Here is a 15325-nt window from a genome sequence, read left to right as displayed (position 1 = left end):
TATGGATAAGAAAGTTTATATTTTTGATAGTACCCTTAGAGATGGCTCCCAAGCACAGGGAATTTCGTTTAGCGTAGTAGATAAAATAAAAATCACAAAAAAGCTTGATGAATTGGGAGTGGATTATATTGAAGCTGGAAATCCAAATTCAAATCCAAAGGATAGAGAATTTTTTAATGAAATAAAAGATTATAAGTTTAAGCATGCTAAAATATGTGCATTTGGAAGTACAAGAAGACCAGGTCTAAAGGTAAATGAAGATAAAAACCTTAATGATTTAGTAAATAGTGGTGCTCATACAGTGTGTATATTTGGAAAAGCGTGGGACTTTCATGTTGTGGATATAATAAAAACATCTTTAGAAGAAAACTTGAACATGATAAAGGAAAGTATAGAATATCTTGTAGGTTTAAAAAAAGAGGTAATATTTGATGCAGAGCATTTCTTTGATGGATATAAACACAATAGAGAATATGCACTAAAGGTACTTTATACGGCTAAGAAAGCAGGAGCAAATTGGATTGTTCTTTGCGATACAAATGGAGGAACTCTTCCAAATGAAATTCAAGAAATTTCGAAATATTTGGTTAAAGAGCTTGGATTTGATAACTTAGGTATACATTGTCATAACGATTGTGGTATGGCCGTAGCCAATTCCGTGGTTGGAGTTCAAAGCGGAATTAGACATGTCCAAGGAACCTTTACAGGTTTTGGAGAAAGGTGTGGGAATGCAAATCTTTCAACAATAATAGCAAATTTACAGTTAAAACTTGATTATAAAGCTTTACCAGATGAAAAGCTAGAATATTTAACTCCAACTTATAACTATATATGTGAGGTAAGTAATGTAATACCAGACGAAAGAGAAGCGTATGTTGGAAATTGTGCTTTTGCACATAAGGGTGGTATGCATATAGATGCTGTTAAGAAAAATCCTATATCTTTTGAGCATATATCACCATATAAAGTAGGAAACGAAAGAAAAATTTTAATGTCTGAAGTTGCAGGTAGAGGGACAATACTTTCTGCTATAAAAAGGTTAAATCCTAGCCTCGATAAAAATTCAGAAGAAACTAAATCTATAATGAAAAGATTAAAAGAATTAGAATATGCAGGATATCAGTTTGAAGGTGCCGAGGGAAGCTTTGAATTGTTGGTTAGAAAAGAACTCGGAAAATTCAAGCCATCCTTTGAACTTATAGAATATAAAGTTATCATTGATAAACCAAGTACTACAGATCACAGTGCTACAGCTATGGTAAAAATAAAGGTAAATGGGGTTTTAGAAATTACAGCAGCAGATGGAAAAGGACCAGTAAATGCCCTTGATAATGCTCTTAGAAAGGCACTTGAAGTTTTTTATAAGGATTTATCAAATGTTTATTTGCGAGATTATAAAGTTAGAGTAATAAGCGGAAATAAAGCAACAAGTGCTAAAGTTAGAGTACTTATTGAGTCTACAGATGGAGTTTCAACATGGACTACAGTAGGAGTGTCTTATGACATAATAGAAGCAAGCTGGCTTGCATTAGTAGATTCCGTAGAATATAAATTAATACGATCTAACAAGGAGGATAATTAAAATGAAAAAACCGATGACAATGACACAAAAGATACTTGCGGCTCATGCAGGACTTGATTATGTTGAGGCAGGACAGCTTATAACTGCAAAGCTTGACCTTGTACTTGGAAATGATGTAACTACACCCGTAGCGGTTAAAGCTTTTAAAACAATGGATGTTAAGAAGGTTTTTGATAAAAATAAAATTGCAATAGTTCCAGATCACTTTACACCTAATAAAGATATAAAATCAGCGGAACATTGCAAAATGATAAGGGAATTTGCAAATGAAAAAGAAATAAAAAATTATTTTGAAATAGGAGAAATGGGAATAGAGCATGCACTCATACCAGAAAAGGGCCTAGCAGTACCAGGAGATGTAATTATAGGTGCAGATTCTCATACGTGTACTTATGGAGCGCTTGGAGTGTTTTCAACAGGAGTAGGAAGTACGGATATGGCAGTTGGAATGGCTACTGGAAAGGCATGGTTTAAGATCCCGGAAGCAATAAAATTTGTGCTAAAGGGTAAGTTTAATAAGTGGGTTTCTGGAAAAGACTTAATACTTCACATAATAGGAATGATAGGTGTTGACGGAGCTCTTTATAAATCAATGGAATTTACAGGTGAAGGAGTAGCAAATTTATCTATAGATGATAGATTTACAGTTGCAAATATGGCAATTGAAGCTGGAGCTAAAAACGGAATCTTTCCTGTAGATGAAAAAACAGTTGAATATATGAAGGGCAGAACTGATAGGGAATTAAAGAAGTTTGAAGCGGATGAAGATGCTGAATATAGTCAAGTTATAGAAATTGACTTAAGCACTATAAAGCCAACAGTTGCTTTTCCACATCTTCCAGAAAACACAAAAACTGTAGATGAATCAGGAGAAGTAGAAATTGACCAAGTAGTAATAGGCTCATGTACAAATGGAAGAATGAGTGACCTTAGATCTGCAGCTGCTATACTTAAAGGTAAAAAAGTTAAAAAGGGAGTAAGACTCATAGTATTCCCAGGGACACAAAATATTTATCTTGAGGCTATGGAAGAAGGACTTGTAAGAATATTTATAGAGGCAGGCGGAGTTGTAAGTACACCAACCTGTGGACCTTGCCTTGGAGGGCATATGGGAATACTTGCAGAAGGAGAAAGAGCAATATCAACTACAAATAGAAACTTTGTTGGAAGAATGGGACATCCTAAAAGCGAAGTATACCTTGCCAGCCCAGCAGTAGCAGCAGCTTCAGCAATAGCAGGGAAAATAGTATCACCAGAGGAGGTATTATAAATGAAAGCACAAGGAAGCGTTTTAAAATACGGAGATAATATAGATACAGATGTTATAATTCCAGCAAGGTATTTAAATACATCAGATCCAGCAGAACTTGCAAAACACTGCATGGAAGATTTGGACGTTGATTTTTTAAAGAAACTAAAAAAAGGGGACATAGTTGTAGCTGAAAAGAACTTTGGATGTGGTTCATCAAGAGAGCATGCTCCAATATGTATAAAAGCAGCAGGAGTATCCTGTGTAATAGCTAAAAGCTTTGCAAGAATATTCTACAGAAATGCAGTTAATATAGGTTTCCCAATACTTGAATGCGAGGAAGCAGTAGATGATGCAAGTACAGGGGACAAACTTGAAGTTGATTTTATAGAAGGAAAAATTAAAAATCTTACTTTAAATAAGGAATATAAAGCTCAACCATTTCCAGAATTCATGATTGAAATAATGAAAAATGATGGACTTACTAACTGTGTTAAGAAAGGAATTTTCTAGAGCAGAGTACAGATGACAGAGTACAGAGTACAGTGAATGTGGATTTGCCTTTCGTTTCTCTCAGGTAAATCTTAGAACTTATTAGTATCAGCTGCGCTGAATATTATATTTTAAGCCATGCGAGAGCATTAAGTTTTAGATTTTTTGAAGTGATAGCGGAGAAAAATCAACATTCACTGTCCTCTGTCAATTGTACTCTGTACTCTAGAAATTGCAAAGCTTACAAGTACTTATAAAAATAAAAAGTTTGGAGTGTTAATTTATGAACGAATACAAGGTGACCGTCATTCCTGGAGATGGAATAGGCGTTGATATAACTAGAGAAGCTATAAAGGTTTTAGAGAAAGTCGGAGAAAAATACAATACTAAATTTAATTTTACAACTTTAAAAGCTGGTGGATGCGCATTAGATGAATTTGGAGTACCACTTCCACAGGAAACGCTTGAAGAATGTAAAAAATCCGATGCTGTATTTTTGGGAGCAGTTGGAGGTCCTAAGTGGGATGTCCTCCCTGGAAATAAAAGACCAGAAAAAGCTCTTATGGGTTTAAGAGGAGGACTTGGACTTTACGCAAATTTAAGACCAGCAAAGGTTTATAATATTTTGAAATCAGCATCACCTCTTAAGGAAGCTATAATTGACAAAGGAATAGATTTACTTGTTGTAAGAGAACTTACAGGAGGAATATATTTCGGTGAAAGAGGAAGAGGAGCAGAAGAGGACGTAAACTATGCATATGATACTGAAAAGTATAATGTTAATGAAATAAAGAGAATAGCACACGTTGCATTTAAAGCTGCAATGAAGAGAAAAAAGAAGGTTACCTCTGTAGATAAGGCAAATATATTAGAGTCATCAAGACTTTGGAGAGAAACTGTAGTTGAAGTAGCAAAAGAATATCCAGAAGTTGAATTAAATCATCTTTATGTAGATAATACTGCAATGCAGCTTGTACGTGATCCATCACAGTTTGATGTAATATTAACAAGTAATATATTTGGAGACATATTGTCAGATGAAGCTTCAATGATAACAGGCTCTATAGGAATGCTTCCATCAGCAAGCTTGAGAAATGATAGCTTTGGAATGTATGAACCAATTCACGGTTCTGCACCAGATATTGCAGGAAAGGATCTTGCAAATCCACTTGCACAGATATTATCAGCAGCAATGATGCTTGAATATTCTTTTAATATGAGCGAAGCAGCAAGAGACATAGAAAATGCAGTAGAAAAGGTTCTTGAAAAAGGATATAGAACTGGTGATATATACACAGAAGGAACAACAAAAGTTGGAACTAAGAAAATGGGAGAACTTGTTCTCGAGGAACTTTAAAAGTAATTGTATTATGAAGTTACATGGAATATTTAAAGGAAACTTAAATATTTAAGAGTAGAGAGTAGAGAGTAGAGAGTAGAGTGAAGGATGATTTGTCTTCCTTGCGTCAGATAAATCTAAATTATATAAGAACAGATGATGTTCAGCATGCTGAACGAAAGTATTATGTACTATTTTAAAATATTGTCGTCAGCGTTAAGTTATAAGATTTTCTGTAGTGAAACGAAAGAAAATCAACAATCACTCTACACTCTACTCTTTACTCTCTACTCTGAAAAAAAGAGTGGAGGGATAATAATGAAATCAGATGCAGCTAAGTGCGGTGTAGAGAAAGCTCCTCATAGATCACTATTTAAGGCTTTAGGTTTTATTGATGAGGAAATGAATAAACCTCTTATAGGAATAGCAAGTTCATATAGTGAAATAATACCAGGACACATGAACCTTGATAAAATAGTTCAAGCGGTTAAGGATGGTATAAGAATGTCAGGAGGAGTTCCGGTAGTATTTGGAACAATAGGTGTATGTGATGGAATTGCAATGAATCATACAGGCATGAGCTATTCACTTCCTTCAAGACAAATAATTGCAGATAGTATTGAATTAGTAGCCAAAGCACATGCTTTTGATGGGCTAGTGCTTGTACCAAATTGCGATAAGGTAGTTCCAGGAATGCTTATGGCAGCAGCAAGAGTAGATATACCTTCAATAGTAATTAGTGGAGGTGCAATGCTTGCAGGAAAAACTAATGGAAAAACTACAGATTTGAGTTCTGTATTTGAAGCGGTTGGTGCTGTAAATGCTGGAAAAATGACTGAAGAGGAACTTTGTGATTTGGAAAACTCAGCTTGCCCAACATGCGGCTCATGTTCAGGAATGTTTACTGCTAATTCAATGAATTGTTTATCTGAAGTTTTAGGAATGGCACTTCCTTATAATGGAACGATACCAGCAGTATTCTCAGATAGATTAAGACTTGCTAAAAAATCTGGAATGAGAGTTGTTGAACTTGTAAAGGAAGATATAAAGCCAAGTGATATTTTAACGGAAGATGCTTTTATGAATGCTGTAGCTGTGGATATGGCACTTGGGTGTTCTACAAATTCGCTTTTACATTTGCCTGCAATAGCATATGAATGTGATGTTGAGATTAACTTTGATAAAATAAATGAAATAAGTGAAAAGGTACCAGACGTATGTAAATTAAGTCCAGCAGGACATCATCATATAGAAGATTTACACATGGCAGGAGGAATTCCAGCAGTTGTAAATGGACTCATAAAGAAGGGCCTTTTAAATGAAAGCTGCCTAACTGTAACGGGAAAAACCTTAAAAGAAAATGTTGAAAAGGCAGTTGTAAAGAATAGCGATGTTATAAGACTTGATAATCCATACAGTGCTACAGGAGGACTTGCAATATTGAGAGGAAACTTAGCACCAGATGGGGCAGTTGTAAAGAAAGCCGCTGTAGCTCCAGAAATGATGAAGCATAAGGGACCGGCTAGAGTATTTGACAGTGAAGAAGAGGTTTCTAAGGCAATTAGAGAAGGTAAAATTAATCCTGGAGATGTTGTTGTCATAAGATTTGAAGGACCAAAGGGTGGGCCTGGCATGAAGGAAATGCTTTCACCTACTGCAGCACTTGCTGGAATGGGACTTGATAAATCCGTAGCACTTATAACAGATGGAAGATTTTCAGGAGCAACAAGGGGAGCATCTATAGGTCATGTATCGCCAGAAGCAGCAGAAGGTGGACCTATTGCATATGTTCATGAAGGTGACCTCATTGAGATAGATATAGAAAACAAATATATAAATTTATTAGTACCAGAGGAAGAATTAAAAAATAGAAAACCTAAAGTTGTAGAAAAGCCTGTTAAAGGATACTTAAATGTATATAGAAAAGGTGTATCTTCAGCAAATACAGGAGCTGTTTTTCATAGTATAAAGGAGTGATAGGAATGGAGTGTACCGGTTCAAGGATTATTCTTGAATGTTTAAAAGAACAAGGAGTAGATACCATATTTGGCTACCCTGGTGGGGCTGTTTTGAACATTTATGATGCACTTTATTCGTTTCCTGATATAAAATGCATATTGACCTCACATGAGCAGGGAGCAGCTCATGCAGCAGATGGCTATGCAAGGGCAACAGGAAAGGTTGGAGTTTGTCTTGCAACTTCAGGACCGGGGGCTACTAACCTTGTTACAGGTATAGCAACTGCATATATGGATTCAGTGCCTATGGTAGCAATAACGGGGCAGGTAGCTACACCTTTTATTGGAAAGGATTCTTTTCAAGAGGTTGATATTACAGGTATAACAATGCCAATAACAAAGCATAACTTCAGCGTAAGACGAGTTGAAGATTTGCCAGATATAATAAGAAGAGCATTTGCTATTGCAAAGTCAGGAAGACCTGGACCTGTTTTGATTGATATACCTAAGGATGTTACTGGGGCAAAGTATGATTATAAGAGTGTAGTAATAGAAGAAAAGAAGGATAACAGCGAGATTAGTGAAAATGAGATTAAAGGGGCAGTTGAAGCTATAAAAGAAAGCAAAAAGCCTGTTATAGTTGTTGGTGGAGGTTGCAATATATCTGATGCCAAGGAAGTAATTCAAGAATTTCAAAATAAATTGAAGTGTCCTGTATGTACTACTATGATGGGGCTTGGAGCTTTTGACGGAAGGAATCCTATGTTTACAGGGCTTGTGGGCATGCATGGAACTTCAGCTTCAAATAAGTGCATTTGTGAAAGTGATCTTGTAATAGCGATGGGGGCTCGCTTTAGCGATAGGGTTACAAGCAATGCAAAAACTTTTGCTAAAAACGCTAAAATTCTTCATATAGATATAGACGAAGCTGAGGTATCTAAGAATATTAAAGCTGATTCCTTTGTAATTGGCGATATAAAGAGAGTGTTAGAAAAATTAAATAACAAACTTGAAGCTAGAGAAGAAAATGAATGGACTAAGTTTGCTTATGGACTTATAAACAAGGATAATTCTAAATCAGTTAGAGTAGAACCAGAAGAATCTGTAAATCCTCTGTATGTATTGAAAAAGCTTTATGAGCTTACAGAGGGAGATGCTGTAATTACTACGGAGGTTGGTCAAAACCAAATATGGGCAACTCAAGGATATCTATATACTAAGCCTAGAACTTTTATTACATCAGGAGGACTAGGAACTATGGGATATGGTTTTGGGGCTGCAATAGGAGCAAGTGTAGGAAAAAATAAAATGGTATTTGATATTGCAGGCGATGGAAGTTTCAGAATGAACTGTAATGAGCTTGCCACAGTTGTAAGATACAATTTACCAGTTAAAATAATCTTACTTAATAATAGTGTACTTGGTATGGTGAGGCAGTGGCAGGATTTATTTTATGAAAAGAGATTTTCAAGTACTACACTAGAAAGACAAACGGATTTTGTAAAAATAGCAGAAGGGTATGGTGCACTTGGCATAAGGGCAAATACAAATGCAGAAGTTGAAGAAGCTCTTAAAAAAGCCATTGCTTATGATGGACCTGTAGTAGTGGATTTTTATGTTGATAAAGATGCTATGGCAACTCCAATAGTTCCACCTGGAGCAAGTATAGAAAATATGTTGACTTTGGATTAAATTTGATGTATTATAATAATATAGTAATTTAAATTGTTAAAGCAATAAACCGTAGAACAGAAGTAGTAGCTAAAAGGAAATTGGTTTTTATTATGTAAGCGAGTCTGGAATGGTGGGAGCTAGATACTAAAGCCTTTAGTGAATGGATCTGTGAGGTAATACTGCGAAATTGGTTATCATTAATTGTGAATGACTTAAGTAGTGGTATTCGGAGAGTCCACCGTTAAAAGGATAGGATATCGATATTCTTATGTTTAAATGAATTTTCCGTATCTGGATAGAGGGTTTATTTGCGTATTTGCAATTAAGCTAAATATGGGTGGTACCACGACCACTTCGTCCCATAAAAGGATGAAGTGGTCTTTTTGCGTATATAAAAAGATGAGTAATTAATATAAAGTAGAAAAAATAATTAGCGGAAAATTCAAAATATTATGTATTTTAAGGAGGGTTAATAGTGTATAACATTTCAAAAACAGAATTTAATAGTTTAAAGGAAGGCAAAAAATCATTTCAAGTCATTTATGAAGAAGAATGTGATGAAATAACTCCTATATCAATATTTTTTAATATGCAGGGTAAAAATAAGTTTCTTCTTGAAAGCAATTACTTTAATAATCCTAAGGGTAGATATTCCTTTGTAGGAACAGATCCTTATGCAATTGTGAAAAGCTATAGAGAAAAGATTTTTGTAAAAGAAGGAGAAGTAGTAACTGAAGAAAAAGGAAAGGTCTTAGATACAGTAAAAAGACTTGTAAAAGAGCACAGTATGGGAAAGACAGAATACACATTTTCTGGAGGAGCTATAGGATATATAGGCTATGACATTATAAAACAGTATGAAAGGATTTCAGATGATAATGTAGATGAACAAAATATACCTGAAGCAATTTTAATGTTTTATAAAAAAATAGTTGGATATGATCACTTAACTCATAAGGTTATATACATTTATAATGTATTTTCAGAAGATAATATATCCTTCGAAGAGGTATCTGTTGAAATAGAAAAAATGAAAAAACAAGTAAAAACAAGCAAAGGAATGCATGATATTAAACGAAGCAGCGTTGATAAAAATATAACGTCTAATTTTACTAAAGATGAGTTTTGTAAAATAGTTTCTAAAGCTAAGGAATATATAAGGAAAGGTGATATATTTCAAGTAGTTTTATCGCAGAGATTTACTATGGATATAGATGAAGAGCCTTTTGATATATATAGAAAGCTTCGCTCTAAAAATCCATCTCCATATCTTTTTTATATAGATTTTGACGATTTTCAAATAACAGGGTCATCCCCTGAAAGTCTAGTAAGTGTGTATGGTAATAAAGTTATAACTAACCCCATAGCGGGAACTAGACCTAGGGGGAAGGATGAAGAAGAGGACTTAAAATTAAAAAATGAACTTATAAATGATGAAAAAGAAATAGCAGAACATTCAATGCTTCTTGATCTTGCGAGAAATGATATAGGGAAGATTAGTGAATTTGGAACTGTAAGTGTTGATAAACTCATGGAGGTTGAATTCTATTCTCACGTAATGCACATAGTATCTGAGGTCTCAGGGAAGCTAAAGGAAGGGCTTGACTGCTTTGATGCACTTAAAACTTGTATTCCTGCAGGAACAGTTTCTGGAGCACCTAAGATAAGAGCTATGGAAATAATAGATGAATTAGAAAATGTGAAAAGAGGATGTTATGCAGGCGCAGTTGGTTACTTTTCCTTTGATGGCAATATGGATACATGCATAGCAATAAGAACGCTTGTAATAAAGGATCAAAAGGCATATGCACAGGCAGGCGGGGGAATTGTCTATGATTCAATACCTGAAAATGAATATCAGGAAAGTCTCAATAAGTCAAGAATTTTAAGGGAAGTGATATAAATGATTCTTATGATAGATAATTATGATTCCTTTACTTATAACCTCTACCAATATGTTGGCGAGATATATAAGGATATAAAGGTTGTTAGGAATGATGAAATTACGATCCAAGATATAAAGGAAATGGACTTAGAAGGAATAATAATTTCTCCAGGACCAGGAACACCTAATAATGCTGGAATATCAGTAGATGCCGTTAGAAGTTTTGCTGGAGAGGTTCCAATGCTTGGCATATGCCTTGGACATCAAGCTATTGCAGAAGCATTTGGTGGAAAGATTGTAGGTGCAGATGAAATAATGCATGGGAAAACATCAATAGTAAAGCATAATGGTAAAGGTCTTTTTGAAGGAGTAAAAAACCCACTTAAAGTAATGAGATATCATTCGCTTATTGCAGACAAAGAAGAGTTGCCAGAAAGTCTTAAAATTACAGCTAAAACTGAAGATGGAGTAATTATGGGAATAAAGCATGTTGATTATAAGGTATATGGACTTCAATTTCACCCAGAATCATATTTTACTGAAGGTGGAAGAAAGATAATAGAAAATTTTTTAGGAGGTATTTGTAATGTTAAGTGAAGTAATAAAGAAGGCAACTGCATATGAAAACTTGACAGAAGATGAAGCCTATGAGGCAGTAAATAAAATAATGGATGGAAGTGTGGAGCCAGCTCAAATGGCGGCATTCTTAGTGGCTTTAAAAATGAAGGGTGAGACTGCAGAAGAGATAACGGGTGCTGCAAGGGCAATGAGGGAACATGCTTTGAGGGTTGAATTAAAATCATCATATGCCATTGATACCTGTGGCACAGGCGGCGATGGAGCTAAAACCTTTAATATATCTACAGCAGCTTCAATCATAGCAGCGGCAGGTGGAGTGAAGGTAGCAAAGCATGGCAATAGATCAGTATCAAGTAAAAGTGGAAGTGCAGATGTTCTAAGTAAACTTAATATAGATATAGAGCTTAATCAGAAAGAAGTAGAAAAATCTATTGATGAAAAAGGGATGGGGTTTATATTTGCGCAGGTCTATCATAAAGCAATGAAAAATGTAGGACCAGTTAGAAAGCAGCTTGGCGTTAGAACGTTATTTAATATTCTTGGACCAATTACTAACCCTTGCGATTTAAAGGGTCAAGTTTTAGGCGTATATGATAAAAAGCTTGTAGATGTGGTTTCGAAGGTACTTTTAAAACTTGGAAGAGAAAGAGCAATTGTTATGCACGGAAGTGACGGACTTGATGAAATAACAACTACAGGTGAAACTTATATTACTGAAATAAGAAACAATGAGATGAAAAGTTATACAATTAGTCCAGAGGAATTTGGAATTAAAAGATCAGTTTTAAATGACATAGAAGGTGGAACGCCAGAGGAAAATGCACATATTATTTTAGATATATTAAAAGGTAAAAAAGGACCTAAGAGAGATATAGTTGTTTTAAACAGTGCAGCAGCACTTTATGTTGGTAAGGCTGTAGATGACTTGAAAACTGGAGTAAAGCTTGCTGAGAAGCTTATAGATGATGGATCTGCATATAAGAAATATGAGGAGCTTATAGGAGCGTGAAAGAATGATATTAGATGAAATTGTAGCTAATAAATTAAAGCAGTTAAAAGAAGAAAAAAGCATAATTAACGAGGAAAAAATGCAGCAGCTCGCCTATGAATGTGATAAACCAATAAGAAATTTTAAAGCAGCTATAAACAAAGAAAAAATATCAATAATAGCAGAAATTAAGAAGGCTTCACCATCAAAAGGTATAATACTTGAAGAATTTGATCCATGTAAAATTGCAAGGCTTTATGAAAAAATTGATATTAATGCTATATCTGTTTTGACAGAGAGAAAATATTTTCTTGGTAAAGATGAATATATAAACAAGGTAAAGGAGATATCAACAAAGCCTGTACTTAGAAAGGACTTTATTGTGGATAAGTATCAGCTATATCAAGCAAGGGCTATAGGTGCAGATGCGGTGTTATTAATAGCTGCGGTACTTAAGGATAAACTTCAAGATTTCTATAAAAAGGCATTAGAGCTTGGCTTACATTCTATAACAGAGGTGCATAATGAAAAAGATGTAAAGCTTGCGGTGGAGGCTGGATGCAGCGTTATAGGAATAAATAATAGAGATTTAAGAGATTTTTCAACTGATTTGAGAACAACAGAGAAGCTTTTAAAGTATGTACCTAAGGAGACTGTAACGGTTTCGGAAAGTGCCATAAAAACTGCTGAGGACATTAAATATGTTGCTTCACTGGGAGTGAGTGCTGTGCTTATTGGTGAGGCATTTATGCGAAATATAAATAAAAAAGCTTATATAAGTCAATTTTTAGAGGAAGCAAAAAAAATGTAATATTTGCTCATAGTGAAAATTCATATAGTTTTACAAAAAAATTTTTTATTACGAAATAAGTCGGAATATTCAAATAAATGTAAAAGGGGGAAACATGGTAAAAGTAAAAATTTGCGGCATAAAAAGCAAAAAAGATGTAGAAATAGTAAATAAGTATATGCCAGATTATGTAGGACTTGTGTTTGCAGATAGCAGTAGAAAGGTTAACGTTGAAAGTGCAAGTTTATTTTTGGAAGGACTACAGAAGGATATAAAAAAAGTAGGTGTTTTTGTTAATGAGGATTATGAAAAGGTAAAAAATATTGCAAATACATTAAAGCTTGATATACTTCAGTTCCATGGCAATGAAGGTAATGAATATATTAAAAAATTTAAAGGTTATGAAGTGTGGAAAGCATATAGTTTAAATTCTGAAAAGGATATTGAAATTATAAGAAAATGCTGTGCGGATGCTTTTCTAATTGATAGTAAAAGTGGAAATAAAATCGGTGGAACAGGACAAGTATTCGATTGGAGCTTACTTAAAAAAATAAAAAATTATATCGAAAAGCCAATAATTGTAGCAGGAGGTCTAAATGAAGATAATGTTGAAATATGCATAAAAAAACTTAATCCGTTCGCAGTAGATGTATCAAGTGGTGTAGAAACTAAAGGCTTTAAAGATGAAATTAAAATAAGAAATTTTATAATGAAAGTGAGGAAATTTTAATGGATGGAAGATTTGGAATATATGGGGGGCAATACGTTCCAGAAACTATAATGAATGCTATAGAAGAGCTTGAAGTGGAGTATAACAAGGCAATTAATGATGAAAGCTTCATAAATGAGTATAAATACTATCTCAGGCAGTATGTTGGAAGAGAAACTCCACTCTATTTTGCAGAAAATATGACCAAAGATTTAGGTGGAGCTAAGGTGTATTTGAAGAGAGAAGATTTAAATCATACTGGTTCTCATAAGTTAAACAATGCTCTTGGTCAAGTTCTTCTTGCAAAAAGAATGGGTAAGAAAAAAGTAATAGCTGAGACTGGGGCAGGACAACATGGGGTTGCAACGGCCACAGCAGCAGCTTTATTTGGACTCGAATGTGAAGTGTTTATGGGAGAAGAAGATGTTAAAAGACAAGCACTTAATGTATTTAGAATGAAAATTTTGGGCGCTAAGGTTAACTCAGTAAAATCAGGTTCTTGTACTTTAAAAGACGCTATAAACGAAGCTATGCGAAATTGGGTAACGAACATAGAAAGTACTTATTATGTAATTGGTTCTGTAATGGGACCGCATCCTTATCCTACAATAGTTAAAGATTTTCAAAAGATAATAGGAGAAGAAATAAGAGAGCAAATGTTAGAAGCAGAAAATAAGCTTCCAAACTATGTAATTGCATGTGTTGGTGGTGGAAGTAATGCTATGGGAGCATTTTATAATTTTATAGAAGATGAAGGAGTAAAGCTTATAGGAGTTGAAGCAGCTGGGTTAGGTGTAGATACAAATATGAACGCAGCAACACTTACTAAGGGTAGTGTAGGTATAATACATGGAATGATGACATATGTGCTTCAGGATGAAGATGGACAGATAACACCAGCTTACTCTGTTTCAGCAGGACTTGATTACCCTGGGGTTGGTCCACAGCACTCATATCTAAAAGATTCAAGTAGAGCACAATATGAGACAGTTACAGATAAAGAAGCACTTGAAGCATTTTTATATTTATCAGAGAAGGAAGGAATTATACCAGCACTTGAAAGTTCTCATGCTGTAGCTTATGCAATGAAATTTGTTCCGAAGCTTCCTAAGGATAAGATTGTGGTTATAAATCTTTCTGGAAGAGGAGATAAGGATGTGAACACTGTTATGGAAAATATGGAGGGATTAGATCATGAAAAATAGGATAGATTTAAAATTCCAGGAATTAAAAGAGTTAAATAAAAAAGCAATGATAGCATTTGTTACAAGTGGATATCCTGATATAAATACAACTGAAGATATTATTTTGAAAATTGCCTCTTCTGGAAGCGATATAATAGAACTTGGGATACCGTATTCAGACCCAATTGCCGACGGACCAATTATTCAAACAGCATCTGCTAAAGCACTCAAAAACGGTATAAAGATAGATGACATAATGGGAATGGTATCAAATGTTAGAAAGAAGACGGAAGTGCCATTAGTATATATGACTTACTTTGGCAATGTATATAAATATGGTGTAGAAAGATTTATGAAAAGTTCTAAGGAAGTAGGCACTGATGGAGTGATAATACCAGATTTACCTGTTGAAGAAAGAGGTGAAATTGTAAAAGTAGCTTCTCAATATGGTGTTCATATCATACCACTTGTTGCACCAACATCAGAAAATAGAATAAAGAGTATTGTAAAAGAAGCTAGTGGCTTTATATACTGCGTATCAACAAATGGGGTTACAGGTATGCGAAGTAAATTAGCTGGTAACTTAGAGGAATACATTTCTTTAGTATCAAAGTATACTGAGGTTCCTAAGTGTATAGGCTTTGGTGTGTCCAATGCTGAGATGGCGAAGAACATAAAAAGTTATTGTGATGGAGTTATCATAGGAAGCGCTATAATGAAAATAATAGAGGAAGAGACTGACAAAGAAAAAATGTTAAATAAAGTTGGAAAATTTGTTTATTCTATTAAAGAAGTACTATAAAAATGTAATATGGATTGAAGAGTGCAGAGTATAGCTTAGGAAATATACCTTTACTGTATTTTGTGCTCTTTAATCTAATAAAATATTTTAGCCA

13 protein-coding genes are annotated in these 15325 nt (G+C 34.4%); all 13 read left to right on the top strand.

Annotated elements, in window-relative coordinates; all coding sequences use genetic code 11:
- Position 1 precedes the first annotated feature (1 nt).
- The 13 genes from cimA (at position 2) to trpA (ending at position 15231) form a co-directional block, all read left to right on the top strand.
- Entirely contained in the window at positions 2 to 1582 is a 1581-nt protein-coding gene (gene cimA, locus ACJDT4_RS02270; protein WP_406785894.1) for a citramalate synthase, read from the top strand.
- A 1-nt stretch (position 1583) separates the two neighbouring features.
- Positions 1584 to 2852, top strand: coding sequence for a 3-isopropylmalate dehydratase large subunit (leuC, locus tag ACJDT4_RS02265; RefSeq protein ID WP_406785893.1), 1269 nt, complete (start codon positions 1584 to 1586; stop codon positions 2850 to 2852).
- Positions 2853 to 3344 carry a 3-isopropylmalate dehydratase small subunit gene (gene leuD / locus ACJDT4_RS02260; RefSeq protein ID WP_406785892.1) on the top strand — a complete coding sequence of 164 codons (492 nt, stop codon included), beginning with the start codon at positions 2853 to 2855 and terminating at the stop codon, positions 3342 to 3344. It abuts the gene before it with no gap.
- 262 nt (positions 3345 to 3606) lie between these two features.
- Positions 3607 to 4680, top strand: coding sequence for a 3-isopropylmalate dehydrogenase (gene leuB / locus ACJDT4_RS02255; RefSeq protein WP_406785891.1), 1074 nt, complete (start codon positions 3607 to 3609; stop codon positions 4678 to 4680).
- Between the two features lie 300 nt (positions 4681 to 4980).
- Positions 4981 to 6639, top strand: coding sequence for a dihydroxy-acid dehydratase (gene ilvD, locus ACJDT4_RS02250; protein ID WP_406785890.1), 1659 nt, complete (start codon positions 4981 to 4983; stop codon positions 6637 to 6639).
- A gap of 5 nt (positions 6640 to 6644) precedes the next feature.
- Positions 6645 to 8312 (top strand): biosynthetic-type acetolactate synthase large subunit, encoded by a 1668-nt coding sequence (gene ilvB / locus ACJDT4_RS02245; RefSeq protein ID WP_406785889.1) that lies wholly within the window; start codon positions 6645 to 6647, stop codon positions 8310 to 8312.
- A 457-nt stretch (positions 8313 to 8769) separates the two neighbouring features.
- Entirely contained in the window at positions 8770 to 10197 is a 1428-nt protein-coding gene (gene trpE, locus ACJDT4_RS02240) for an anthranilate synthase component I (RefSeq protein ID WP_406785888.1), read from the top strand.
- A complete protein-coding gene (locus tag ACJDT4_RS02235; protein ID WP_406785887.1) occupies positions 10198 to 10776 on the top strand; it encodes an anthranilate synthase component II in 579 nt (192 codons plus the stop codon).
- Positions 10766 to 11767 (top strand): anthranilate phosphoribosyltransferase, encoded by a 1002-nt coding sequence (gene trpD, locus ACJDT4_RS02230; protein ID WP_406785886.1) that lies wholly within the window; start codon positions 10766 to 10768, stop codon positions 11765 to 11767. The genes ACJDT4_RS02235 and trpD overlap by 11 nt, the downstream gene beginning before the upstream one ends.
- 4 nt (positions 11768 to 11771) lie before the next feature.
- Positions 11772 to 12557 carry an indole-3-glycerol phosphate synthase TrpC gene (gene trpC / locus ACJDT4_RS02225; protein WP_406785885.1) on the top strand — a complete coding sequence of 262 codons (786 nt, stop codon included), beginning with the start codon at positions 11772 to 11774 and terminating at the stop codon, positions 12555 to 12557.
- Between the two features lie 94 nt (positions 12558 to 12651).
- The gene (locus tag ACJDT4_RS02220; protein WP_406785884.1) at positions 12652 to 13266 is read left to right on the top strand and encodes a phosphoribosylanthranilate isomerase; all 615 of its coding nucleotides are present in this window, start codon (positions 12652 to 12654) and stop codon (positions 13264 to 13266) included.
- Positions 13266 to 14450 (top strand): tryptophan synthase subunit beta, encoded by a 1185-nt coding sequence (gene trpB, locus ACJDT4_RS02215; protein WP_406785883.1) that lies wholly within the window; start codon positions 13266 to 13268, stop codon positions 14448 to 14450. Before ACJDT4_RS02220 ends, trpB begins: the two co-directional genes overlap by 1 nt.
- Complete coding sequence (gene trpA / locus ACJDT4_RS02210) at positions 14440 to 15231, top strand: tryptophan synthase subunit alpha (RefSeq protein WP_406785882.1); 792 nt, start codon at positions 14440 to 14442, stop codon at positions 15229 to 15231. The genes trpB and trpA overlap by 11 nt, the downstream gene beginning before the upstream one ends.
- Positions 15232 to 15325: the final 94 nt, after the last annotated feature.

The organism is Clostridium neuense, assembly GCF_045310695.1.
Taxonomy (GTDB): domain Bacteria; phylum Bacillota; class Clostridia; order Clostridiales; family Clostridiaceae; genus Clostridium_S; species Clostridium_S neuense.
The sequence above is the reverse complement of the archived record's forward strand: the minus strand, read 5'-3'. Positions and strand labels throughout refer to the sequence as shown.